Raw genomic sequence first — 20590 nt, 5'->3', positions numbered from 1 at the left:
TCAGTCGTTGGCGGCGGACAGTTCACCGCCGCGCTCGGTGGCCCGGGCAATGGCGCGTGCCACCAGTTCGCGCAGGCCGCCTTCCTCGAACGTCTGGATGGCAGCGTGGGTGGTGCCGCCCGGGGAGGTGACCCGGCGGCGCAGTTCGGCCGGCGCTTCGTCGGATTCAGTCAGCATGCGGGCTGCCCCCAGAATGGTCTGCAGCACCAGGGTGCGCGCGGCTGGCGCGGGCAGGCCCTGGGCCAGGGCGGCCTCTTCCATCGCTTCGGCCAGCAGGAACACATAGGCCGGACCGCTGCCGGAGACCGCGGTCACCGCGTCCATCCTGCTTTCATCATCGATCCATACGGTGGGCCCGGCCGTGGACAGGACCGCATCCGCCAGCGCCCGTCCGTCCGCGTCCACCCGTGCATTGGCGTACATGCCGGTGACGCCAGCACCCAGCAGTGAGGGTGTATTGGGCATGGCCCGCACTACTGCCGCGTCGCCGCCAAGCCAGCGATCCATCTGGGTGGAAGTGATGCCCGCGGCGACCGAGACCGCCACCGGACGGGTGGTCTGGGCGATTGCGGCCAGTTCCTGGCAGACCTCGCGCATCACCTGCGGCTTGACCGCGAACATCCACACTGCGGCGCCCTCGACACCCGCAGCGGCGGACGCAAACGTGGCCACGCCGAATTCCTGCTCAAGCCGCTGGCGGGTCGATTCGCTGGGAGCTACGACGCGGATCGATCCGGGCGCGGTGCCGTTGGCGATCATGCCGCCGATCAGGCTGCGGGCCATGTTGCCCCCGCCGATGAAGGTGGTGATGGCAGACGTGTCGGATTCAGTGGCGTCGGCAGTCATGGCTCGATCCTTCCAAAGTGCATGGCCCCCCATTGTAGGAGCGCCGTGCACGCGAAGCCGCGGGTGGCCGGTGTGGCGGGCGGGCCGCGTTCAACCTGGGGCGGAGGCTGGTTATGTGACGCAAGTAGGGCGCTATACTGCGGCCGGGGAGTACGCTTGGGCCAGGCTTGGGGCTGCCCGGGCCCGCATCACTACAGCTGCTGCGCAGGGGACATGCATGGATATCGCCGAACTGTTGGCCTTCTCGGTCAAGAACAAGGCTTCCGACCTTCATCTGTCCGCGGGACTCCCGCCGATGATCCGGGTCGATGGCGACGTACGCCGGATCAACATTCCGGCGCTGGACCACAAGCAGGTCCACGCGCTGGTTTACGACATCATGTCGGACAAGCAGCGGCGCGACTACGAGGAATTCCTCGAGGTCGACTTCTCGTTCGAGATCCCTGGCCTGGCACGCTTCCGTGTCAACGCCTTCAACCAGAACCGCGGCGCGGGCGCGGTGTTCCGTACCGTTCCCTCCGAGGTGCTCACCCTGGAAGACCTGGGCACGCCGGCGGTGTTCCGGCAGCTGATCGACCAGCCGCAGGGCCTGATCCTGGTGACCGGGCCAACCGGCTCGGGCAAGTCGACCACGCTGGCGGCGATGGTCGATCACATCAACAAGACCGAATACGGGCACATCCTCACCATCGAGGACCCGATCGAGTTCGTGCACACCGCGCAGAAATGCCTGATCAACCAGCGCGAAGTGCATCGCGATACCCACGGCTTCAACGAGGCCCTGCGCTCGGCGCTGCGCGAAGACCCCGACTACATCCTGGTCGGCGAAATGCGCGACGTGGAAACCATCCGCCTTGCGCTGACCGCGGCCGAGACCGGTCACCTGGTGTTTGCCACCCTGCATACGTCCAGCGCGGCCAAGACCATCGACCGCATCATCGACGTGTTCCCCGCCGGCGAAAAGCCGATGGTGCGCTCGATGCTGTCCGAGTCCCTGCGCGCGGTGATCAGTCAGGCGCTGTTGAAGAAAGTTGGCGGCGGGCGTACCGCAGCGTGGGAAATCATGGTGGGCACCCCGGCCATCCGCAACCTGATCCGCGAGGACAAGGTGGCGCAGATGTATTCAGCCATCCAGACCGGCCAGTCGCTGGGCATGATGACCCTCGACCAGCATCTGCAGGACCTGGTCAAGCGCGGCATGGTCACCCGTGCCCAGGCGAAGGACTACGCCAGGGATAAGCGGCTGTTCGAGTAACCGGAGCACACTATGAGCAGCATCGATTTCACCTCGTTCCTCAAGCTGATGGCGCACCAGAAGGCGTCGGACCTGTTCATCACCGCCGGCATGCCGCCGTCGATCAAAGTCCACGGCAAGATTTCGCCCATCACCCAGAACCCGCTCACGCCGCAGCAGTCGCGCGACCTGGTGCTCAACGTGATGACCCCGGCGCAGCGTGAGGAGTTTGAAAAAACCCACGAGTGCAACTTCGCCATCGGCGTGTCCGGGGTAGGGCGCTTCCGCGTGAGCTGCTTCTACCAGCGCAACCAGGTAGGCATGGTGCTGCGCCGGATCGAGACCCGGATCCCGACCATCGAGGAGCTGAACCTGCCGCCGATCGTCAAGACCCTGGCGATGACCAAGCGCGGGATCATCATTTTCGTTGGCGCCACGGGCACCGGTAAATCGACGTCGATGGCGTCGATGATCGGCTATCGCAACGCCAACTCGACCGGGCACATCATCACCATCGAAGACCCGATCGAGTTCGTGCACAAGCACGATGGCTGCATCATCACCCAGCGCGAAGTCGGCATTGATACCGACAGCTGGGAGAACGCGCTCAAGAACACCCTGCGTCAGGCGCCGGACGTGATCATGATCGGCGAGGTGCGTACCCGCGAGGGCATGGACCATGCCATCGCCTTCGCCGAGACCGGCCATCTGGTGCTGTGCACGCTGCACGCCAACAACGCCAACCAGGCGATGGACCGGATCATCAACTTCTTCCCCGAGGACCGCCGCGGCCAGCTGTTGATGGACCTGTCGCTGAACCTCAAGGGCGTGGTGGCGCAGCAGCTGATCCCCACGCCGGATGGCAAGTCGCGCCGGGTGGCGATGGAAATCATGCTCGGCACGCCGCTGGTGCAGGACTACATCCGCGACGGCGAGATCCACAAGCTCAAGGAAGTGATGAAGGAATCCACCAACCTGGGCATGAAGACCTTCGACCAGAGCCTGTTCGAGCTCTACCAGGCCGGCGAGATCTCCTACGAGGACGCGCTGCGTCATGCCGACTCGGCCAACGAGGTGCGGCTGCGGATCAAGCTGGCCCAGGGCGGCGATGCGCGCACCCTCAGCCAGGGCCTGGACGGTGTGGAGGTGGCGGAGGCCAACTGAGCCCCGCCGCTGGCGAGCTTCCGGCGCGACAGGATGTTGCGTTGCGCCCGGTTGATCCCTTTTTTACTCCCCGGAGGCGACAATGGAGGTCCTGTCACTTTGCACGGAGATCCCATGACCTACACCCTCCCCGATCTTCCCTACGCCTATGACGCGCTCGAGCCGCACATCGACGCGCAGACGATGGAAATCCATCACAGCAAGCACCACAACGCCTACGTCACCAACCTCAACGCCGCGCTGAAGGACAGCGGCCACGAGGGCAAGGCGATCGAAGCGCTGGTGGCCGAGGTCATCTCGCTGCCCGAATCGATCCGCAACGCGGTGCGCAACAACGGTGGTGGCCACGCCAACCATTCGCTGTTCTGGACCGTGATGTCGCCCAACGGCGGCGGCAAGCCGCAGGGCGTTGTGGGCGAGCGCATCGACCGCGACCTGGGCGGCTTTGACGCCTTCAAGGAAAAGTTCGCCAACGCCGCCAAGGGCCGTTTCGGCAGCGGCTGGGCATGGCTGACCGTTGATAGCGAAGGCAAGCTGGCCGTTGAAGACACCGCCAACCAGGACAGCCCGCTGATGAAGAGCATCGGCTCGGGCAACACCCCGATCCTGGGCCTGGACGTGTGGGAACACGCGTACTACCTGAAGTTCCAGAACCGTCGCCCGGATTACATCTCCGCGTTCTTCGACGTGATCGACTGGGCCGAAGTGGAGCGTCGCCTGAAGGCTGCCGAAGGCTGAGTTTCACCTGCAATCGTTTCACCAGCGGAAGCCGGGCATTGCCCGGTTTTCCTGTTTCCGGCAGTGGCTGGCCGTAGTGGCAGTTGCGTGCCCTGCGCCCGCACGCCAAGATCGGCAGCCCTGCCAGCACCGGAATGTTCTTCGTATGGAAATCGCCTACCGTCGCATCGCCACCGTCCACTTCACTCTGACCGATCAGGACGGCAGCCCGATCACCACCACCCGTGGCCATGATCCGCTGGTGTACATGCACGGTACTGACAGCATTGCCAAGGGACTGGAAGAGGCGCTGGAAGGCCGCAGCACGGGAGATCGGTTTGAGGTGACGGTGCCGCCTGAAAAAGGCTTTGGGCCGCGCTTTGAATCGCTGGTGCAGAGTCACCCGCTCAGCATCATCAGCGACGGCGCCACGCCCGAGGTGGGCGACCGGCTCAACGCGCAGACCGCCAACGGGCCGCTGGAAGTGAAGGTGATTGCGGTCGATGGCGACACGGTGACGGTGGACGGCAATCACCCGCTGGCCGGACGGACTTTCCAGGCCGGGCTTGAAGTGGTGGATGTGCGGGTGGCCACCCCCGACGAGATCCAGTTCGGGCTCGCGTAGTCCCCGGCGGTCTGCCGCAGAGCGCGGCCTGCACCGGGTGGTCATGCCGGTAGAATGGCCGCATGTCTGTTGAAGCCACCCCACTCGCCGGCCAGTTGCTGATCGCGCTGCCGGTATTGGACGATCCGAACTTCGCCCGTTCGGTCACCCTCATCTGTCAGCACAATCCCGATGGGGCGATGGGCGTGGTGGTCAACCGCGTCTCCGAATACACCCTGGGCGACGTGCTCGGGCAGATGGATATCAAGTGCGACAACCCCCTGGTCACCGCGCAGCCGGTGCTGGCAGGCGGGCCGGTGCATCCAGAGCGCGGGTTTGTGCTGCACGACGGCGAGCGCCGCTGGGAGTCGAGCATGCAGGTGCATCCGGACCTGCACGTGACCACTTCGCGCGATGTGCTCGATGCGATCGCACGCGGCGAAGGCCCCGAGCGGGTGGTGGTGGCACTGGGTTGTGCCGGTTGGGGAGCGGGGCAGCTTGAGCACGAGCTGGCCGAGAACACCTGGCTGACGGCCCCGGCCGATGTCGAACTGCTGTTTGCCATGCCGCTGGAAGCGCGCTGGCAGGCCGCGGCGGGACGCATCGGCGTGGACATGCTGCAGATGGCCGGCTACATGGGGCGGGCGTGACCGGCCTGGACCCGGCCAGCGGTGCCACGGTGCTGGGCTTTGACGTGGGCAGCCGACGGATTGGCGTGGCTGCAGGCAGCAGCTTCGGCATGGGCGGGCGTGCCGTGGCGGTGGTCCAGGTCCATTCCGGTGCGCCTGACTGGGCGCACATCGATCGCTTGCGGCAGGAATGGCTTCCACAGGCGCTGATCGTGGGTGATCCAATCACCCTGGATGATGGCGACCAGCCGGCCCGCAAGCGCGCGCAGCGCTTTGCCCGCCAGCTGCGCGAGCGCTACCGGCTGCCCGTGCTGCTGGTGGATGAACGTTCAAGCTCGCGCGAAGCAGCGCGGCAGTTTGCATCGGACCGGATCGCGGGAAAGCGCCGGCGCCGCGACGGTGCCATGCAGGATGCCGAGGCAGCGGCGATCATCGTCCAGCGCTGGATGGAAGCGCCCGAAGACGCGGTGCCTGTGCCGTAGAATCAGCTCACTTCGTCTGCACGGTTTGCCATGATTTCCCAGCTTGATGCCACCGGCCGCCTGCGTCACCTGCTGACCCTGGATGGCCTCCCGGCCGAGACCCTTTGGAACCTGCTGGATCACGCCCAGGCCATCATCGACGGTCGCGGCCCGGCTGCGGATGCCCTGTCGGGCCAGGCCATGTGCACGCTGTTCTTCGAGCCTTCCACCCGTACCCGGCTCAGCTTCCAGCGGGCGGCCCAGCGGCTGGGCGCGGACGTACTTGATTTCGACGCCTCGACATCCTCGACCACCAAGGGCGAGTCGGCCATCGACACCCTGCGCACGATCGAGGCGATGGGCGTGCGCGGGTTCGTCCTGCGTGACCGGGAGGAGGGCGCGGCGGCAGCGCTGGCTGCAGCGGCAGGCCCGGATACCGCCATCATCAACGCCGGCGACGGGCGCAGCGCGCATCCCACCCAGGGGCTGCTGGACATGCTCACCCTGCGCCAGGCCAAGGGCGGTGATTTTTCCCGGCTCAAGGTGCTGATGGTCGGGGACGTGAAGCACTCCCGCGTGGCCCGCTCGGGCCTGCAGGCGCTGCGTACCCTGGGAGCCGGTCAGATCCGTGTGTGCGGCCCGGCAACGCTGTTGCCCGACGATGGCACCCTGGATGGCTGTTTCGTGGATGACAACCTGGACGCTGCGATCGACGGCGTGGACGCGGTCATGATGCTGCGCCTGCAGCGCGAGCGTATGGAAGAAGGGCTGATCGGCTCGCTGGTGGAATACCACCGCGACTGGGGCCTGACCACTGGGCGCCTGCGTCGCGCGGCGCCGGACGCCGTGGTGATGCATCCCGGCCCCATGAACCGCGGCGTGGAGATCGACGACGAGGTCGCCGACGGCCCGCAGTCGCTGATCCTGCGCCAGGTCGCCAACGGCGTTCCCGTGCGCATGGCGGTGCTGGAGGCGCTGCTTGCGCCCCAGAACGGCGCCCGCGGAGCGTCGGGGGCGTAGCCCCGACCTACAACGACTCCGTAGGTCGGCCCTGCGCGGCCGACGGGCTTTCTCAGCCCAGCAGATCAGTTCAGCAGATCAGTTCAGCAGGATCAGCGTTGCCAGGCCCAGGAAGCTGAAGAAGCCCATCACGTCGGTCACCGCGGTGACCACCACGGTGCCGGCCACGGCGGGATCTACCCGCATGCGCCGCAACAGCAGCGGCACCAGTACCCCGGCCAGCGCCGCGGAGCTGAAATTGATCACCAGCGCGATGGTGATCACCAGTGACAGCAGCCAGTCGCGGAACCAGACCAGCGCGACGATACCCACCAGGCTGCCGATCAGCAGGCCATTGATCAGTGCCACCCGGATTTCCTTCCACAACAGGATCCTGGCGTTGCTTGCGCCCACCTGGCCCAGGGCCAGGCCCCGCACCATCAGGGTCAGTACCTGCACCGCGGCGTTGCCACCAATGCCGGCGACCACCGGCATCAGCACCGCCAGGGCCACGATCTCCTCGATCGTGCCCTCGAACTGCCCGATCACGATCGCTGCCAGGAAGGCGGTCATCAGGTTGATGCACAGCCACACCACGCGTCCGCGCACGGCACGGGGGACCGGAGAAAACAGATCCTCATCCTCGTCCAGGCCGGCGGCGCCCAGCGCCTGGTGCTCGGCCTGCTCGCGGATGATGTCGACTACGTCATCAATGGTGATGCGCCCGTGCAGTACGTTGCCGTCATCGACCACCGGTGCGGAAACCCAGTCATGGTCGGAGAACTGGCGTGCCACTTCCTGGGCCGATTCGTCCACGTGCAGCGAATCCAGCTCCTCGTCGATCAGCTCGTTGATCGGGGTGGCTGGATCGCGGGTCACCAGATCCTGCAGTGCCACCCAGCCCATCAGCTGGTGACGACGGTTGACCACGTACAGGTGGTCGGTGTGCTCGGGCAGCTCGCCGCGCAGACGCAGGAAGCGCAGCACCACGTCCACCGTGGTGTCGGCGCGTACGGTGACCACGTCGGGATTCATCAACCGGCCGGCGGTGTCCTCGTCGTAGGACAGCGCCTGCTCCAGGCGCTCGCGGTTCTCGCGGTCCATCGAGCGCAGGATCTGGTCGGTGACCGCTTCGGGCAGGTCTTCGACCAGGTCAGCCAGGTCGTCGATGTCCAGGTCTTCAACCGCGGCAACGATTTCTTCCGGGTCCATGTCCGCGATCAGGCTTTCGCGGACCTCGTCACCAACGTGGACCAGCACCTCGCCGTCGTCTTCCGCGTCCACCAGGCCCCACACCACCATGCGCTTGGCAGGCGGCAGTGATTCAAGCAGATTGCCGATCTCGGCCGGGGCGAGGGTGTTGACCATCCGCCGCACGGGCCCCAGCCGACCGCTGTCGAGCGCGTCGGAGAGCAGGCGCAGCTGGCGCGCGGTCTTGTCGTGGCGGGCGGCTTCGGCCATGGATGGAAGGTCGGCTGGCGGGCACTCGCGCCGTGGGCGGCGGCCCCTGGGTGGTTCCATCGCCACTTGCAGGCGCGACAGGTCAGGCGTTCATCCGCACATTATCCCTGCTTGGCGCAATTCTGCACGTGCGTGGAGTGCCGGGCCAGCATCGCTTGGGCGGCACGGGCGGATCCTAGGGTCCGCCCCAGCTTACGCGGGCCGCAATGGTTGGGGCACGATCCCTGTCGAAGAACATGTATCAGTGAAAACCATGTCTCACCAAGACGCCGGCAGCGACCGCAGGCCCGAGGTGCAGATTTTGAAACCAAGCCACCAAGGAGATGGCCATGCTCGGTTCCATAGGCAATACAGTTTCCAACTTTGCCGGAAACTTCACCGGCAACCTGCTTGATCGCCTGGTGGACCTGGCTCCAAGCCTGTTGACCACCGCGTTGTCGGCTGCCGCCAATCAGGTGTTGCCGGGCTCCGGAGCACTGGTGCAGGCCTTCGCAGGTCCGATCGTCGAAGCGGCTGTCTACGCCTTCGAAAATGCATTCCACGAAGTGGTCATGCCGGCCATCGGCGATTCACTGGGTGGCATGGATGCTGACCAGGGCCAGCTGGCAAACAGCTTCTTCGATGGCCTCATGCAGGGCCTGGGTGCCTGATCGATGACAGATACAGGGGAAGCCTGGCAGCATCGCCAGCGTTGGATCGAAGCAATTACCGGTCTGCGTGAAGGCGATGCCATTACCGAGCAGGACAGCGAGATCCTGTATCGGGAATACGACCGGATGCAGCAGAGCGTGAAGGAATCCATGCAGGCCATGGCACCCGAATACGCCCAGCGCATCCGTGAGGACGGCAAGGAATCCGCAGATGAGTGGATCCAGGCCCGGACTCACGAGCTGGGCGTTGAGAATGGCAAGAACCTGCGCCGCTCACTGGAAGAGCTGAGCTTCGCTGACCAGCTTGAACTTGACCGGATTGGACAGGGCGGGCGCTGAAGCGCCCCGTCCTCAATCCAGCTGCCTTAATCCAGCTGCTTCAATCCAGCTGCCGGTGGAAAGTGGTGACGTCTTCCCAGCCTTGGCCGCGCGCATGCCTGGCCATGCGTTCGGCCAGATAGACCGAACGGTGGCGGCCACCGCTGCAGCCAAAAGCAATCGTGCAGTAGGCACGGGTATCCGAGCGCATTTTTGGCAGCCAGTGATCGAGGAACGTTGCCACCTGGCGGAAGTACTCCTGCACGTCGGGACTGGATGCGAAGTAATCGCTGACAGCCTCGTCGCGGCCGGACAGGGGCCTCAGTTCCGGTTCCCAGTGGGGATTGGGCAGGCCGCGGGCATCGAACACAAAGTCCGCGTCGGACGGCACCCCGTGCCGATACGCGAATGACTGGAACAGCAGTGAAAACGACTTTTCCACCGAAAGATCAAGCTCGGCGATGATGCTCCGCCGCAGCTGGTGGACATTGAGCGTGGTCGTGTCGATCACCACGTCGGCCAGCGTCCGCAGCGGACGCAGCACCTGGCGCTCCAGCGCAATGGCATCGTGGAGCGACAGGCCCAGGTGGCTCAGCGGATGACGCCGCCGCGTGTCGGCATAGCGTTTTAGCAGCTGCTGGTCGCCCGTTTCCAGGAACACCAGCCGGGGATCAAATCCCAGGCTTGCGACAGCCGACAGCCACCGCGGGATATTGGCCAGGTCATCATGGCGGTTGCGCACGTCGATGCCGACCGCGAGCTTGCGGGCCCGCCCCTCATCCTGGCCCACGCTGCGCACGAAGTCGGGCAGCAGGTCGGCAGGCAGGTTGTCAGTGCAGTAGTACCCCAGGTCCTCCAAGGTCTTGAGTGCTACCGACTTGCCGCTGCCGGACATGCCGCTGACGATCAGCAGTGATGAACCCGATACCTCGGTCATGGGTGTTTCCTGACTGGTCGCAAGCGGCAATCGTCCGGCAGCGGGACTCAGCCGAAGCTGCCGTCGCGGATGGGGTTCTCGCCGCGATGGTGATCGCCCATCTTGCCCTTGTGCTTGACCAGTACGCGGTCGAGCTTGTCGGCCAGCACATCGATGGCGGCGTACATGTCCACGCCGGTCGCATCCGCGTGCAGGGTGCGACCCCGCAGGGTGACCGTGGCTTCGGCCTTGTGCCTGGGCTTGTCGATGCTCAACTGGGTACGGATCTCGAACGGGTCGTCGAAGTGGCGCGACAGGCGCTTGAGCTTGGTTTCAACGTAATCGCGCAGTGCGGGGGTGACTTCGATCTGGTGCCCGTGGGTCTCAATTCGCATCGGCAACTCTCCTAATGCATCAGGGATCGGGTGTACGCAGCGCGTACTGACAGAGTAACCCAACGCTGCGGACAGGCAAGCACAGGGCCTGCACCGTGTATGACACCGGAATCGACCAGCAGTTCAGCCCAGGCGCACCCGTTCGTGGGAAGAGGGGATGCTGAGCGCTTCGCGATACTTGCTGACCGTGCGCCGGGCCACCATGACGCCTTCGGCTTTCAGTGCTTCGGTCAGCCGGGCGTCGGACAGCGGCTTGCCCGGGTTTTCGGCTTCTACCAGGCCCAGGATCATCTGCTGGATGGCGGTGCTGGAGGCCTGGCCGCCCGTGTCGGTGCTGACCCCCGAGGCAAAGAAGTCGCGCAGCGGCAGCGTGCCACGCGGGGTATGTGCGAACTTTCCGGCAACCGCGCGCGATACGGTGGATTCGTGCACCCCGATTTCAGCGGCCACCTCGCGCAGGGTCAGGGGGCGCAGCGCCTGCGGGCCGAATTCGAGAAAACCCGACTGCTGGCGGACCAGACAGTTGGTCACCTTGAGCAGGGTTTCGCCGCGCTGTTGCAGGTTGCGCAGCAACCATCGCGCTTCCTGCAGGCGGCCGCGCAGGTACGTTCCGTCGGCCTCGCTGGTCTGGCCGATCATGCCCTGGTAGCCACGGTGGATGGTGACGCGGTTGGCCGGGCCGTCCACCAGGCTGACCTTCCACACGCCTTCGTGGCGACTGATGATGCAGTCCGGCGCAACGTAGGTGTCCTGGGGAAGCGCCCCGATGCAGCTGCCCGGGTGGGGGTCAAGCGAGCGCAGCAGCTGCAGCGCCACATCGGCTTCATCACGCCCACAGCCCAGCGATTCGGCCAGGCGGTCTTCACCCAGTCGCGGCAGTTTTTCCAGAAGCTCATCGACGATGCGTACGGCCAGCTCGTGGCCCGGAGTTGCGAGGTCCAGCACGGCCAGTTGCAGCAGTAGGCATTCGCGCAGGTCGCGGGCGCCCACGCCAATTGGATCCATGTGCTGGATCCGGCACAGCACGGCCTGGATCTCTTCGTGACTGCACGTGGCCTCGGGGCCCAGCGCCGCGACGATGTCGTCAAAGCCGCAGCGCAGGTAGCCATCGTCTTCGATGGCATCGATGATCGCTTCGCCGATCAGGCGGTCGTGCGGAGATAGCTGGGAAAGATTCAGCTGCCAGCTGAGGTGTTCGCGCAGGGTGTCCGGGTCCGCCGCCCGGTCGGTGGAGTCGCTGTCGTCATCGAAGCTGCCGCCCGTGCCGGAACCCTGCCAGCTTTCCCCACCGCCCCAGTCTTCGTTCCGGGTGTCTGTCGGACTGTCATCCGAAGGTGCCGGGATGTCGGCTTCCGGGGTGGAGTCACCTGTCTGCGCGGCGTCCTCTTTCCATTCCAGCAGCGGATTGCTTTCGACCGCTGCGCTGACCTCGGCTTCCAGGTCCAGCGCGGACAGCTGCAGCAGGTGCAACGCCTGCCTGAGCTGCGGCGTGAGCACCAGCTGTTGTCCCAACGATGTTTGCAGGCGCTGCTTCATTGTTTTCCATGATGCAACGTCCGGGCTGGCCGGATCCGGACATTCAGTTCATCCCGCCTGCGCAGCGTTACAGGCGGAACGAATCCCCCAGGTACACCCTGCGCACATCAGGATTGGCCAGCAGCGCATCCGGAGCCCCCTGCGCGAGCACGCTGCCTTCATTGAGGATATACGCACGGTCGCAGATGCCCAAGGTCTCGCGCACGTTGTGGTCGGTGATGAGCACGCCGATACCGCGGTTCTTGAGGTGGCGGATGATGCGCTGGATGTCGCTGACCGAAATGGGGTCGACGCCGGCAAACGGTTCGTCGAGCAGGATCATGCGCGGCTGGGCAGCCAGTGCGCGGGCGATCTCCACGCGTCGGCGCTCGCCACCGGACAGGCTCGCGCCGGCCTGGTCGGCCACGTGGTTGATCTGCAGTTCTTCAAGCAGGTTGGCCAGCTCGGCTTCCCGCTCCTTGCGGCCGAGGTTGTCGCGCATCTCCAGCACCAGGCGGATGTTGTCGGCCACCGACAGCTTGCGGAATACCGATGGTTCCTGCGGCAGGTAGCCCACACCCAGGCGCGCGCGCCGGTACATGGGCTCGTCGGTGATGTCGCGCCCGTCCAGCACGATGCGTCCGGCGTCGGCCGTCACCAGGCCCACGATCATGTAGAAGCAGGTGGTCTTGCCGGCGCCGTTGGGGCCGAGCAGGCCGACCACTTCGCCGGCATCCAGGGTCAGCCCGAAATCGCTGACCACTTCGCGCGAACGGTAGCGCTTGCGCAAGCCTTCCGCGGCCAGCATCAGTTGCTGTCCTGGCGCTGGGTACGCGGCTGGATGCGCATGTGCACGCGCCCGGCGCCTTCGCCGCCGGCTTCCACGCGTTCGGTCTGCAGGTTGTAGACGATGCGCTCACCGCGCATGTCACCGCGCGGCTGCTCCACCAGCGCATTGCCGGTCATGGTGAGCGTGTCGTTGCGCATGTCGTAGACGATGCGGCTGGCGTGCGCGTTGAGCGGCTCGCCCTCATCGGTCTCCTGGAACATGGTGGCCGGGCTGCCGGTCAGCACCACCCGGTCCACCTCGCCGCCGCGCAGGGTGACTTCGGCGCGATCGGATTTGATCTCCAGGGTGCCCTGGGTGATCACCACGCCGCGCGACATGATGATGGGCTCGCCATCGTTCAGACCGCCCACCTGGTGGCCGGAATGGATATCCATCGGCTGGTCGCGGTCGGACTGGCGCGCATGCGCGGACGCGGCCGCCAGCAGGGCGGCAGTAAGCAGCAGGGCACTAACGGCGCGTGGGGACATAGCGGGTCTCTACCTCGGAATGGAGCTCATAGCGTTTGCTGGACAGGTCCACGTCAAGCCCGCGGCCCTGCATTGTAGAGCCGGGCTGCTGCACGATCACCAGCTCCTGGCTGCTCGCGGTGCGCTTTTCCGGGAATACGTTCAGCTGCTCGGTGGTCATGGTGACCGGCTTGCCATTGTTGTCGGTGCCGTCGGCCTGGACATCCTCGCGCAGCATGATCTCGTCGTGCTCGGCGGTGACCAGCGCGTTCTGCGAGCGGATTTCCCAGTGTGCTCCGTGGGAATCGGGCACCAGGAACAGCGGGGTCTGGATGCTGATCGTACGGTCTTCGGGATGCTGTTCCAGCCGCGGTGCGCGAAGGGTGAAGGCTTCGCTGCCTTCGCCGCTGAGCGCGGTCAACTCGAAGTCGGTCAGTACGTAATCCGAGCGCAGCGGGTCGATGGTGTTCACCACCGGCTCGGCACGCTGGCGCCAGGCCGACCAGCCGGAAACGAGGGCCGCTACCAACAGGACCGCGGCGACAACGGTGCGCCAGCTCATGCCCGGCGCCCGTCAACGCGGGCCTGCAGCAAGCCTTCCACCGCGCCCTGTGCGGTCAGCAGCAGATCGCACAGCTCGCGGGCCGCGCCTTCGCCGCCGCGCGCGGTGGTACGCCACTGGGCGTGGGAAGCGGTCCAGATGTGGGCGTTGGCAGGAGCCACTGCCAGGCCGACCGCGCGCATGGAGGCAAGGTCAGGCAGGTCGTCGCCCATGAAAGCGACCTCGTCGCGGTCGATACCCGCTTCTCTGCAAAGGGCGTCCACCTTGGCGAGTTTGTCCGCCACCGCGCAGAACGCATCGACGCCCAGCTCGGCCGCGCGCCGTTCCACCGCGGCGCTGGTGCGGGCGGTAATCAGCGCCACGCGGATGCCGGCCTTGCGCAACAGCACCAGGCCCTGGCCGTCGTGTACGTGGAAGGCCTTCATCTCGCCGCCCTGGGCATCGAAGTGCAGGCGCCCATCGGTGAGGGTGCCGTCCACGTCGAAACAGGCCAGGCGGATGCGTGCGGCGCGGGCGAGCAGTTCGGTGGAGATGGGTGCGTATGCGTCCATCACACCACCCTCGCACGCAGCAGGTCGTGGATGTTGAGCGCACCCACAACGTGGCCGCCGGCATCGACCACCAGCAGACCGTTGATCTTGTGGGTTTCCATCAGCCGGGCGGCCTCCACGGCCAATGCGTCGCTGCTGATGGTCACCGGGGTACGGGTCATGACTTCCGATACCAGGGTAGTGCGCACATCAACGCGCTCGTCCGCCAGCGTGCGGCGCAGGTCGCCATCGGTGAACAGGCCGAGCAGGCGGCCTTCGGCGTCAACGATGGATGTCAGGCCCAGGCGTTTGCGGCTGATCTCCAGCAGTGCCTCGGCCAGGGTGGCTTCAGCGTCCACGCGCGGCACGTCATCGCCGCCGTGCATCACATCGACAATGCGAAGCAGCAGCTGCCGTCCGAGCGCGCCGGCGGGATGGGAGCGGGCAAAGTCATCGGCGGTGAAGCCGCGCGCGTTCAACAGGGCCACGGCCAGCGCGTCGCCGACGGCCAGGCTCGCGGTGGTGCTGGAGGTGGGGGCCAGGCTCAGCGGGCAGGCTTCGGCCGGCACGCTGACGTCCAGATGCACGTCGGACTCGCGCCCGAGCGAGGATTCCGGGCGCCCGGTCATGGCGATCAGCACATTGCCCTGGCGGCGCAGGCCCGGCAGCAGCATCAGGATTTCGTCGGATTCGCCGGAATACGACAGCGCCAGCACCACGTCCGCATCGGTGATCATGCCCAGATCACCGTGCCCGGCTTCACCCGGATGTACGTAGAACGCGGGGGTGCCGGTGGAGGCGAGGGTGGCGGCGATCTTGCGCGCGATGTGGCCGGACTTGCCCATGCCGGTGCACACCACCCGGCCCTGGCAGGCCAGGATGCGCTCGCAGGCGTCGCTGAAAGCGCCGTCCAGGCGATCACGGACCGCCCGCAGCGCGTCGATTTCGATCTCGATCACACGCCGGCCGCTGGCGGCGAAACCGGAGGGGGCGGACGGTTGCGTTGCAGGGGTGACCATATCCAAGCCGGTGGCTTTCCGTTAGGCTAAGCTGTTCATTTTACGCATGTCCCGCCGTGAATACCCCGCCGTCGCCCGTGACGCGGGTTGCTGCTCAGGCGGGCTTCACGAGCCGGAGCTGGCGCACGTTGGACGCACAAACCATCTGTGAACTGATTGAGAAGGGCATGCCTGACGCCCGCGTTGAAGTCCAGGGCGCCGACGGCGTCCATTTCGAAGCGGTGGTCGTGTCCGAGTCCTTCCGCGGAAAATTGCCACTGGCCCGCCATCGCATGGTGTACGCCACGCTGGGCGACCGTATCCAGACCGGTGAAATCCACGCCCTGGCCCTGACCACGCTGACTCCGGACCAGGCTGCTTCCTGATCCCGGCCGGCGACTGCTGAGCGCCCACGCGCGGCTGCCTACTCCCATGAAAAAAATCCGAATCCTCGGTGGCACTGCGCTTCAGGGCGAAGTAGCCATTTCCGGCGCCAAGAACGCCGTCCTGCCGATCCTCTGCGCCAGCCTGCTGGCCGACGGTCCGGTGGAAATCAACAACGTGCCCAACCTGCAGGATGTGCTGACCACCGCGCGACTGCTGCGTGAGCTGGGCGCGGGAGTGGAGCACGACGTCGCCAACTCCTGCTTCCGGATCGATCCCTGTCCGGCCACCGGCCACGTGGCTCCCTACGAGCTGGTGCGCACCATGCGCGCCTCGGTGCTGGTGCTGGGCCCGCTGCTGGCCCGCCACGGCGCTGCGGAAGTGTCGCTGCCGGGCGGCTGCGCGATCGGCTCGCGCCCGGTTGATCTGCACATCCACGCCATGCAGGCGCTGGGAGCGGAGGTGGAAGTCGAACACGGCTTCATCCGCGCCCGCGCCAAACAGCTGAAGGGCGGGCACATCGAGTTCCCGATGGTCAGCGTGGGCGCTACCGAGAACGCCCTGATGGCCGCCAGCCTGGCCAGGGGCACCACGGTGATCGACAACGCCGCGCGCGAGCCCGAGGTGGTGGACCTGGCCGATTGTCTGGTCGCGCTGGGTGCCGACATTGAAGGCGCCGGGACCGGCCGGATCGTGGTGCGCGGGGTGGAGCGCCTGGCTGGAGGCCGGCATGCGGTGCTGCCGGACCGGATCGAAGCCGGCACCTTCCTGGTGGCCGCTGCGATGACCGGTGGCTGCGTGACCGCCACGGGCACTCGCGCCGACACCATGACCGCCGTGCTGGACAAGCTGGCGGACGCCGGCGCCCGGCCCGTCATCGAAGGTGATCGCATCACCATCGACATGCGCGGCCGCAAGCCCCAGGCGGTCAATCTGGTCACCGAGCCGCATCCGGGCTTCCCCACCGATATGCAGGCCCAGTTCATGGCCATGAACTGCATTGCCGAGGGTATCGGCACCATCGATGAGCGGATCTTCGAAAATCGTTTCATGCACGTCAACGAGTTGATGCGCCTGGGTGCGGAGATCCACGTTGAAGGCAGCCGCGCGACGGTGACCGGCGTGCGGGCCCTCAGCGGCGCTCCGGTGATGGCTACCGACCTGCGCGCGTCCGCTTCGCTGATCCTGGCGGGGCTGGTGGCCTCCGGTGAGACGGTGATCGACCGCATCTACCACCTGGACCGGGGCTACGAGAACATCGAAGCCAAGCTGTCCGGCCTGGGCGCGCAGATTTCGCGGACCTGACCCAAAAAAACGCCCGGCAATACCGGGCGTTTTCAATCAGCGTCAGCTGGGGATCAGCTGCCGAAATTCAGGGTGCCGCGCATCAGTGCGGAATGGCCCGGGAACGAGCAGAAGAACGTGTATTCCGAACCCGAGTCGAGCGAGCTGGTGGAGAAGGTGACGGAAGTGGACTCGCCGCCGCCGATCATGTCCGTGGCAGCAATCACGCGCTCGTCGTCCGGCTTGACGTAGTCGGCATCCGCACCGGCGGCCAGGCCATCGGCGGCGACGGCGGTGAAGTTGTCAGAGTCGGTCACCACCACGTTGTGGCCCATCGCCAGGACCGGCATGTTGCCGACGTGGTTGAGGGTGATGGTGAACTCGCTGCACGACGCCGGCACATCGATCGAGTCGGTGTTGTACTGCATCCGGTCATTGCCTTCGATGGTGATGCCGCAATCGACCACCTGGGGTCCGGGGGTGCCTGCCTGTTCGTCGACATTCTCGGCGCCGCCGGTGGAATGTTCGGTGTAGGGACGGTCCAGCGGGTCGGCTTCGACAGTGTCGTCAAGGTCACCGGTTTCGCCAATGGCCGGCTCGCCCACTGGTGCGGCGGGATCCATCGCAGTGCTGTCCATGGTGGTATCCGTCGGCGCCGTCATCGTGCGATCGGCGTCGTCCGGGGTGCTGTCACCGCCGCATGCGGCAAGGGCCAGGGTGCAGGACAGAGCAAGCAGGGTCATCCGGGTTTTCATGCGAACCTCCAGGTTCATGAATGGGCAAATGATGCGCCTATTTTTGCTGATCATCCCTTATGGGGAAGTGATGAAAGTCGGCGACGGGTTATCTGTTCATTCAGCCTCGTCCAGGCCGGCCAGCATGGCCTGCACGTGGCGGTTGGGATTGCCGTCCGCGTGCACCGCGGCAATCGTTCCGTCCTGGCGGATGGCGAATGAGGTGCGCGAGGAATAATCGCTGTCTCCGCTCACGGCCCGGTAGTTGGCGGCAATGCGTGCGCCCTCGTCGGCTGCGACCGGGAACTTGCCGGCGCAGGTTGAGCTGTCCGCGGAGAACGCCTGCAGCTGGTCGGTATTGCCGGCAGTCACGCCGATCACCGTGGCACCCAGTTCGGCGAAGCGGTCGATGCTCTGCGAAAACAGCGCCGCTTCCAGATTGCATCCGGGCGTATTGGCCGCCGGGAAGAAGTACAGCACCACGGGTCCCTCGGCCAGCGCGGCGCCCATATCGAACTGGAATGCTTCGCCGGCCAGCCATGCCGGGGCCGCAAACACCGGCGCACGGTCGCCCGGCTGCAGGCTTTCTTCGGCCAGTGCAGGCTGGCTGCAGGCCGTGGCCAAAGTGACGGAAAGACCCAGCAGGGCGGTCTTGAAAAGGTTCATTGCAGGCTCCCGGGCAGCGGCTGGTAACAGTACGTCGTCAGTTGAACGACTGCAGCTGCAGGTCCAGGTGGTCGCGGCCATTGCGGCGCTGCAGGATGCGGGCAGGTACCGGCAGGTCGTCGACCACCCAGGCGATGGTTTCGCGACGGCCGCTGGTGCGCACCACGCGGGTGGCTTCGCGCTGCTCGCCGGCCACGCTGATGGTTTCGGTGCCATCGACCCGGAACTGCTGCCCGCGCACGCGGCCGTCTTCCACCAGGCGGTAGTTGAGCGGCTGCCCGGCGGCTGCGTCGCGTGCCACCGCCAGGTTGATCAGCATGCCGTCCATGTCGCCGGCGCGCAGCTGCACGGGACCGGTTGCATCGCTGTCCACGTCGCCGCTCCAGCGGGCCTGCTTGGCGTCCCAGTCGTAGATGGCTTCCACGCTGCGGTTCTTGACCAGCATCGCGGCCAGGCCGGATTCGCCGGCCTGCGAGTCGACGCTCTTGAGCGGGCGCCAGTGGCCGTCGTGTTCATCGAAGGTGGTGCTCTGGGTGAGGCGCGCGCCCATACCGGCTACTTCCACCTTGTACTCCCACTGGTCCTGGCCGTTGCGGGTCAGGGTCATGTTGCCGGTGGCCTGCATGCCCATGTAACTGGCGCGGTATTCCGCGTTGAAGGGCTCCAGGGCCAATGCCGGGGCCGCGGCCAGGAGCGCGCCCGACAGAAGCAGGCCGCTCAGAAGCACGCTGCCAGCCGCCGGGAGGCGGGCGGCGCTGCGCAGGATGCTGTGGTGATGTGGCTGGTTGATCATGGTGATTCAGTCCCTCGGTATTCGATCAGGCGCAGGTCGATGGTGTCGTCGCCATCGCGCTGCAGGATGCGGATCGGGGTGGGTACGCCGTTGGCGACCCAGACGACCATTTCGTCATCATCGTCGTCTTCGATGCGTGAAACGCGCAGGGCGCTGTAGCCGATGTCGGCCACCTGGATCGATTCGGGCGATTCGGCCACCTGGTATTCGTGCTCGCGGGCGCGACCGTTGTCAGCATAGCGGTAGCGCAGGGTGGTTCCGGGCTCGACGTCGCGGATCACCGCAAGGTTGATCAGCAGGGCGCTCATGTCGCCGTCCTGCAGCGGGACCGGCTGGCTGCGACGCTCGCTGACATCGCCACTCCACTGGGCGGTATGCGTATGCCAGTCGTAGATGCCGGTGGTGTTGCGGCCGAACAGGATCGCCTTGCGCTCCGTGCGCTGGGTCAGCGGGCGGAAAAACTGGCCATCGTGGTGCACGTCGAACACTGTGCTCTGCAGCATGTTCAGCCGGGCCAGGCCGATCAGCCCGCGATTGGCGCGGATGTGCAGCTCGATTTCCCAGTTGGGCGTCTCGCGCCGCTCCAGTTTCATGCTGGCTTCGCCCACATGCCGGTCGCCGTACCAGGCTTCGTAGGTGGCGAAGAAAGGCTCGAGCTCAGCCGCGCGTGCGGCGCCGGGGAGGACGCAGATCGGCAGGGTGGCCAGCAGGGTGAGTAAGAGGGCCAGAGGTCGCATGGACGACATCATGCAAAGCGGTTGTTTGACCCGAGCTGAAGCGGTGTGTCCAAAGCGGCGTTATCGACCTGAACGCTGTGTTCCCCCAATCGGATGCGCCCGTCGGCGATCCAGCGCACCACTTCCACCAGCAGTGGATGTTCACGCTCCAGCACCCGTGCGGCCAGGCTGTCCTCATCGTCGCCGGGCAGCACCGGCACCCGGGCCTGGGCGATGACCGGCCCGCCGTCCAGGTCAGCAGTGACGTAGTGCACGCTCGCGCCATGCTCGGTTTCGCCGGCTTCCAGCGCGCGTTGATGGGTGTGCAGGCCCTTGAACCGGGGCAGCAGCGACGGATGGATGTTGATCAGCAGGCCGGGCCTGGCTTCCACGGCCGCAGCGCCAATCAGGCGCATGTAGCCGGCGCAGACCACCAGATCGGGCTGGACCGCGTCAACGTGGGCGAACAGGGCTTCGTCGTAGGCGGCGCGCGACGGGAATGCCTTGGGGCTTTCCGCGGCGCAGGGCACGCCGGCTGCGCGGGCGCGATCCAGCGCCACCGCCCCGGCGCGATCGGAAAACACTCCCACCAGGCGTGCGTTGAGCGTGCCCGCGGCAATAGCGTCAATCAGGGCCTGCAGGTTGCTGCCGCGCCCGGAGGCCAGGGCGGCGATGCGCAAAGGCCCGCCATGCGGGCTGGAGGACTTCACGGACAATT

26 protein-coding genes are annotated in these 20590 nt (G+C 66.1%); 11 read left to right on the top strand and 15 right to left on the bottom strand.

The window, feature by feature from the left end; translation table 11 throughout:
• Positions 1-846, bottom strand: a complete 846-nt coding sequence (gene proC, locus WCE59_RS05130; RefSeq protein ID WP_343257642.1) for a pyrroline-5-carboxylate reductase — start codon at positions 844-846, stop codon at positions 1-3.
• A 217-nt stretch (positions 847-1063) separates the two neighbouring features.
• Here proC and WCE59_RS05125 point away from each other — a divergent pair, with 217 nt between their 5' ends.
• The 7 genes from WCE59_RS05125 (at position 1064) to WCE59_RS05095 (ending at position 6675) form a co-directional block, all read left to right on the top strand.
• Positions 1064-2101, top strand: coding sequence for a type IV pilus twitching motility protein PilT (locus WCE59_RS05125; RefSeq protein WP_343257641.1), 1038 nt, complete (start codon positions 1064-1066; stop codon positions 2099-2101).
• A 12-nt stretch (positions 2102-2113) separates the two neighbouring features.
• The gene (locus tag WCE59_RS05120) at positions 2114-3244 is read left to right on the top strand and encodes a PilT/PilU family type 4a pilus ATPase (RefSeq protein ID WP_343257639.1); all 1131 of its coding nucleotides are present in this window, start codon (positions 2114-2116) and stop codon (positions 3242-3244) included.
• A 114-nt stretch (positions 3245-3358) separates the two neighbouring features.
• Entirely contained in the window at positions 3359-3982 is a 624-nt protein-coding gene (locus WCE59_RS05115) for a superoxide dismutase (RefSeq protein WP_343257638.1), read from the top strand.
• 145 nt (positions 3983-4127) lie between these two features.
• The gene (locus WCE59_RS05110; RefSeq protein WP_343257637.1) at positions 4128-4586 is read left to right on the top strand and encodes an FKBP-type peptidyl-prolyl cis-trans isomerase; all 459 of its coding nucleotides are present in this window, start codon (positions 4128-4130) and stop codon (positions 4584-4586) included.
• A 62-nt stretch (positions 4587-4648) separates the two neighbouring features.
• Positions 4649-5215 carry a YqgE/AlgH family protein gene (locus tag WCE59_RS05105; protein ID WP_343257636.1) on the top strand — a complete coding sequence of 189 codons (567 nt, stop codon included), beginning with the start codon at positions 4649-4651 and terminating at the stop codon, positions 5213-5215.
• 5 nt (positions 5216-5220) lie between these two features.
• Positions 5221-5676: a Holliday junction resolvase RuvX gene (gene ruvX / locus WCE59_RS05100; protein ID WP_449284113.1), complete on the top strand. Its 456-nt coding sequence runs from the start codon at positions 5221-5223 to the stop codon at positions 5674-5676.
• 30 nt (positions 5677-5706) lie between these two features.
• Entirely contained in the window at positions 5707-6675 is a 969-nt protein-coding gene (locus WCE59_RS05095; RefSeq protein WP_343257634.1) for an aspartate carbamoyltransferase catalytic subunit, read from the top strand.
• A 78-nt stretch (positions 6676-6753) separates the two neighbouring features.
• On the opposite strand, the gene mgtE is transcribed toward WCE59_RS05095, so the two are convergent.
• Positions 6754-8115: a magnesium transporter gene (mgtE, locus tag WCE59_RS05090; protein WP_343257633.1), complete on the bottom strand. Its 1362-nt coding sequence runs from the start codon at positions 8113-8115 to the stop codon at positions 6754-6756.
• A gap of 329 nt (positions 8116-8444) precedes the next feature.
• On the opposite strand from mgtE, the gene WCE59_RS05085 reads away from it, so the two are divergent.
• Positions 8445-8765 (top strand): hypothetical protein, encoded by a 321-nt coding sequence (locus WCE59_RS05085; RefSeq protein ID WP_343257632.1) that lies wholly within the window; start codon positions 8445-8447, stop codon positions 8763-8765.
• 3 nt (positions 8766-8768) lie between these two features.
• On the top strand, positions 8769-9104 hold the full coding sequence (locus tag WCE59_RS05080; RefSeq protein ID WP_343257631.1) for a hypothetical protein: 336 nt from the start codon (positions 8769-8771) through the stop codon (positions 9102-9104).
• A gap of 40 nt (positions 9105-9144) precedes the next feature.
• Here WCE59_RS05080 and rapZ read toward each other — a convergent pair whose 3' ends face one another.
• The 8 genes from rapZ to WCE59_RS05040 all read right to left on the bottom strand — a co-directional run bounded on the left by rapZ (position 9145) and on the right by WCE59_RS05040 (position 15316).
• Entirely contained in the window at positions 9145-10020 is an 876-nt protein-coding gene (gene rapZ / locus WCE59_RS05075; protein ID WP_343257630.1) for an RNase adapter RapZ, read from the bottom strand.
• Between the two features lie 47 nt (positions 10021-10067).
• Entirely contained in the window at positions 10068-10394 is a 327-nt protein-coding gene (gene hpf, locus WCE59_RS05070) for a ribosome hibernation-promoting factor, HPF/YfiA family (RefSeq protein ID WP_343257629.1), read from the bottom strand.
• Positions 10395-10517: 123 nt separating this feature from the next.
• Positions 10518-11930 (bottom strand): RNA polymerase factor sigma-54, encoded by a 1413-nt coding sequence (locus WCE59_RS05065; protein WP_343257628.1) that lies wholly within the window; start codon positions 11928-11930, stop codon positions 10518-10520.
• 67 nt (positions 11931-11997) lie between these two features.
• Entirely contained in the window at positions 11998-12717 is a 720-nt protein-coding gene (lptB, locus tag WCE59_RS05060) for an LPS export ABC transporter ATP-binding protein (protein WP_343257627.1), read from the bottom strand.
• A complete protein-coding gene (lptA, locus tag WCE59_RS05055) occupies positions 12717-13226 on the bottom strand; it encodes a lipopolysaccharide transport periplasmic protein LptA (RefSeq protein ID WP_343257626.1) in 510 nt (169 codons plus the stop codon). Before lptA ends, lptB begins: the two co-directional genes overlap by 1 nt.
• Positions 13207-13767, bottom strand: a complete 561-nt coding sequence (gene lptC, locus WCE59_RS05050) for an LPS export ABC transporter periplasmic protein LptC (RefSeq protein ID WP_343257625.1) — start codon at positions 13765-13767, stop codon at positions 13207-13209. Before lptC ends, lptA begins: the two co-directional genes overlap by 20 nt.
• Positions 13764-14318 carry a KdsC family phosphatase gene (locus tag WCE59_RS05045; protein ID WP_343257624.1) on the bottom strand — a complete coding sequence of 185 codons (555 nt, stop codon included), beginning with the start codon at positions 14316-14318 and terminating at the stop codon, positions 13764-13766. Before WCE59_RS05045 ends, lptC begins: the two co-directional genes overlap by 4 nt.
• Positions 14318-15316 (bottom strand): KpsF/GutQ family sugar-phosphate isomerase, encoded by a 999-nt coding sequence (locus WCE59_RS05040; protein WP_343257686.1) that lies wholly within the window; start codon positions 15314-15316, stop codon positions 14318-14320. The genes WCE59_RS05045 and WCE59_RS05040 overlap by 1 nt, the downstream gene beginning before the upstream one ends.
• Positions 15317-15444: 128 nt before the next feature.
• Between WCE59_RS05040 and WCE59_RS05035 the strand changes: the two genes are divergently transcribed.
• On the top strand, positions 15445-15681 hold the full coding sequence (locus WCE59_RS05035; protein WP_343257623.1) for a BolA family protein: 237 nt from the start codon (positions 15445-15447) through the stop codon (positions 15679-15681).
• Positions 15682-15727: 46 nt separating this feature from the next.
• Entirely contained in the window at positions 15728-16984 is a 1257-nt protein-coding gene (gene murA / locus WCE59_RS05030; protein WP_343257622.1) for a UDP-N-acetylglucosamine 1-carboxyvinyltransferase, read from the top strand.
• Between the two features lie 53 nt (positions 16985-17037).
• On the opposite strand, the gene azu is transcribed toward murA, so the two are convergent.
• The 5 genes from azu to purN form a co-directional block, all read right to left on the bottom strand.
• Positions 17038-17706 carry an azurin gene (gene azu, locus WCE59_RS05025; RefSeq protein WP_343257621.1) on the bottom strand — a complete coding sequence of 223 codons (669 nt, stop codon included), beginning with the start codon at positions 17704-17706 and terminating at the stop codon, positions 17038-17040.
• Positions 17707-17814: 108 nt separating this feature from the next.
• Positions 17815-18363, bottom strand: coding sequence for a peroxiredoxin (locus tag WCE59_RS05020; RefSeq protein WP_343257620.1), 549 nt, complete (start codon positions 18361-18363; stop codon positions 17815-17817).
• Positions 18364-18400: 37 nt separating this feature from the next.
• Positions 18401-19156, bottom strand: coding sequence for a DUF3108 domain-containing protein (locus WCE59_RS05015; RefSeq protein ID WP_343257619.1), 756 nt, complete (start codon positions 19154-19156; stop codon positions 18401-18403).
• On the bottom strand, positions 19153-19893 hold the full coding sequence (locus WCE59_RS05010; protein WP_343257618.1) for a DUF3108 domain-containing protein: 741 nt from the start codon (positions 19891-19893) through the stop codon (positions 19153-19155). Before WCE59_RS05010 ends, WCE59_RS05015 begins: the two co-directional genes overlap by 4 nt.
• Before the next feature lie 8 nt (positions 19894-19901).
• Complete coding sequence (gene purN / locus WCE59_RS05005) at positions 19902-20582, bottom strand: phosphoribosylglycinamide formyltransferase (RefSeq protein ID WP_343257617.1); 681 nt, start codon at positions 20580-20582, stop codon at positions 19902-19904.
• Positions 20583-20590 lie beyond the last annotated feature (8 nt).

The organism is Luteimonas qiangzhengi (genome assembly GCF_039548515.1).
GTDB lineage: Bacteria > Pseudomonadota > Gammaproteobacteria > Xanthomonadales > Xanthomonadaceae > Luteimonas.
Note: the sequence above shows the minus strand (reverse complement) of the source record. Positions and strands in the feature narration are given on the sequence as shown.

What these genes read in the sequence shown, in the direction of transcription:
- proC (WP_343257642.1), bottom strand. Translation starts at nt 846, where the DNA reads ATGACTGCCGACGCCACTGAATCCGACACGTCTGCCATCACCACCTTC.
- WCE59_RS05125 (WP_343257641.1), top strand. Translation starts at nt 1,064, where the DNA reads ATGGATATCGCCGAACTGTTGGCCTTCTCGGTCAAGAACAAGGCTTCC.
- WCE59_RS05120 (WP_343257639.1), top strand. Translation starts at nt 2,114, where the DNA reads ATGAGCAGCATCGATTTCACCTCGTTCCTCAAGCTGATGGCGCACCAG.
- WCE59_RS05115 (WP_343257638.1), top strand. Translation starts at nt 3,359, where the DNA reads ATGACCTACACCCTCCCCGATCTTCCCTACGCCTATGACGCGCTCGAG.
- WCE59_RS05110 (WP_343257637.1), top strand. Translation starts at nt 4,128, where the DNA reads ATGGAAATCGCCTACCGTCGCATCGCCACCGTCCACTTCACTCTGACC.
- WCE59_RS05105 (WP_343257636.1), top strand. Translation starts at nt 4,649, where the DNA reads ATGTCTGTTGAAGCCACCCCACTCGCCGGCCAGTTGCTGATCGCGCTG.
- WCE59_RS05095 (WP_343257634.1), top strand. Translation starts at nt 5,707, where the DNA reads ATGATTTCCCAGCTTGATGCCACCGGCCGCCTGCGTCACCTGCTGACC.
- mgtE (WP_343257633.1), bottom strand. Translation starts at nt 8,115, where the DNA reads ATGGCCGAAGCCGCCCGCCACGACAAGACCGCGCGCCAGCTGCGCCTG.
- WCE59_RS05085 (WP_343257632.1), top strand. Translation starts at nt 8,445, where the DNA reads ATGCTCGGTTCCATAGGCAATACAGTTTCCAACTTTGCCGGAAACTTC.
- WCE59_RS05080 (WP_343257631.1), top strand. Translation starts at nt 8,769, where the DNA reads ATGACAGATACAGGGGAAGCCTGGCAGCATCGCCAGCGTTGGATCGAA.
- rapZ (WP_343257630.1), bottom strand. Translation starts at nt 10,020, where the DNA reads ATGACCGAGGTATCGGGTTCATCACTGCTGATCGTCAGCGGCATGTCC.
- hpf (WP_343257629.1), bottom strand. Translation starts at nt 10,394, where the DNA reads ATGCGAATTGAGACCCACGGGCACCAGATCGAAGTCACCCCCGCACTG.
- WCE59_RS05065 (WP_343257628.1), bottom strand. Translation starts at nt 11,930, where the DNA reads ATGAAGCAGCGCCTGCAAACATCGTTGGGACAACAGCTGGTGCTCACG.
- lptB (WP_343257627.1), bottom strand. Translation starts at nt 12,717, where the DNA reads ATGCTGGCCGCGGAAGGCTTGCGCAAGCGCTACCGTTCGCGCGAAGTG.
- lptA (WP_343257626.1), bottom strand. Translation starts at nt 13,226, where the DNA reads ATGTCCCCACGCGCCGTTAGTGCCCTGCTGCTTACTGCCGCCCTGCTG.
- lptC (WP_343257625.1), bottom strand. Translation starts at nt 13,767, where the DNA reads ATGAGCTGGCGCACCGTTGTCGCCGCGGTCCTGTTGGTAGCGGCCCTC.
- WCE59_RS05045 (WP_343257624.1), bottom strand. Translation starts at nt 14,318, where the DNA reads ATGGACGCATACGCACCCATCTCCACCGAACTGCTCGCCCGCGCCGCA.
- WCE59_RS05040 (WP_343257686.1), bottom strand. Translation starts at nt 15,316, where the DNA reads ATGGTCACCCCTGCAACGCAACCGTCCGCCCCCTCCGGTTTCGCCGCC.
- murA (WP_343257622.1), top strand. Translation starts at nt 15,728, where the DNA reads ATGAAAAAAATCCGAATCCTCGGTGGCACTGCGCTTCAGGGCGAAGTA.
- azu (WP_343257621.1), bottom strand. Translation starts at nt 17,706, where the DNA reads ATGACCCTGCTTGCTCTGTCCTGCACCCTGGCCCTTGCCGCATGCGGC.
- WCE59_RS05020 (WP_343257620.1), bottom strand. Translation starts at nt 18,363, where the DNA reads ATGAACCTTTTCAAGACCGCCCTGCTGGGTCTTTCCGTCACTTTGGCC.
- WCE59_RS05015 (WP_343257619.1), bottom strand. Translation starts at nt 19,156, where the DNA reads ATGATCAACCAGCCACATCACCACAGCATCCTGCGCAGCGCCGCCCGC.
- WCE59_RS05010 (WP_343257618.1), bottom strand. Translation starts at nt 19,893, where the DNA reads ATGCGACCTCTGGCCCTCTTACTCACCCTGCTGGCCACCCTGCCGATC.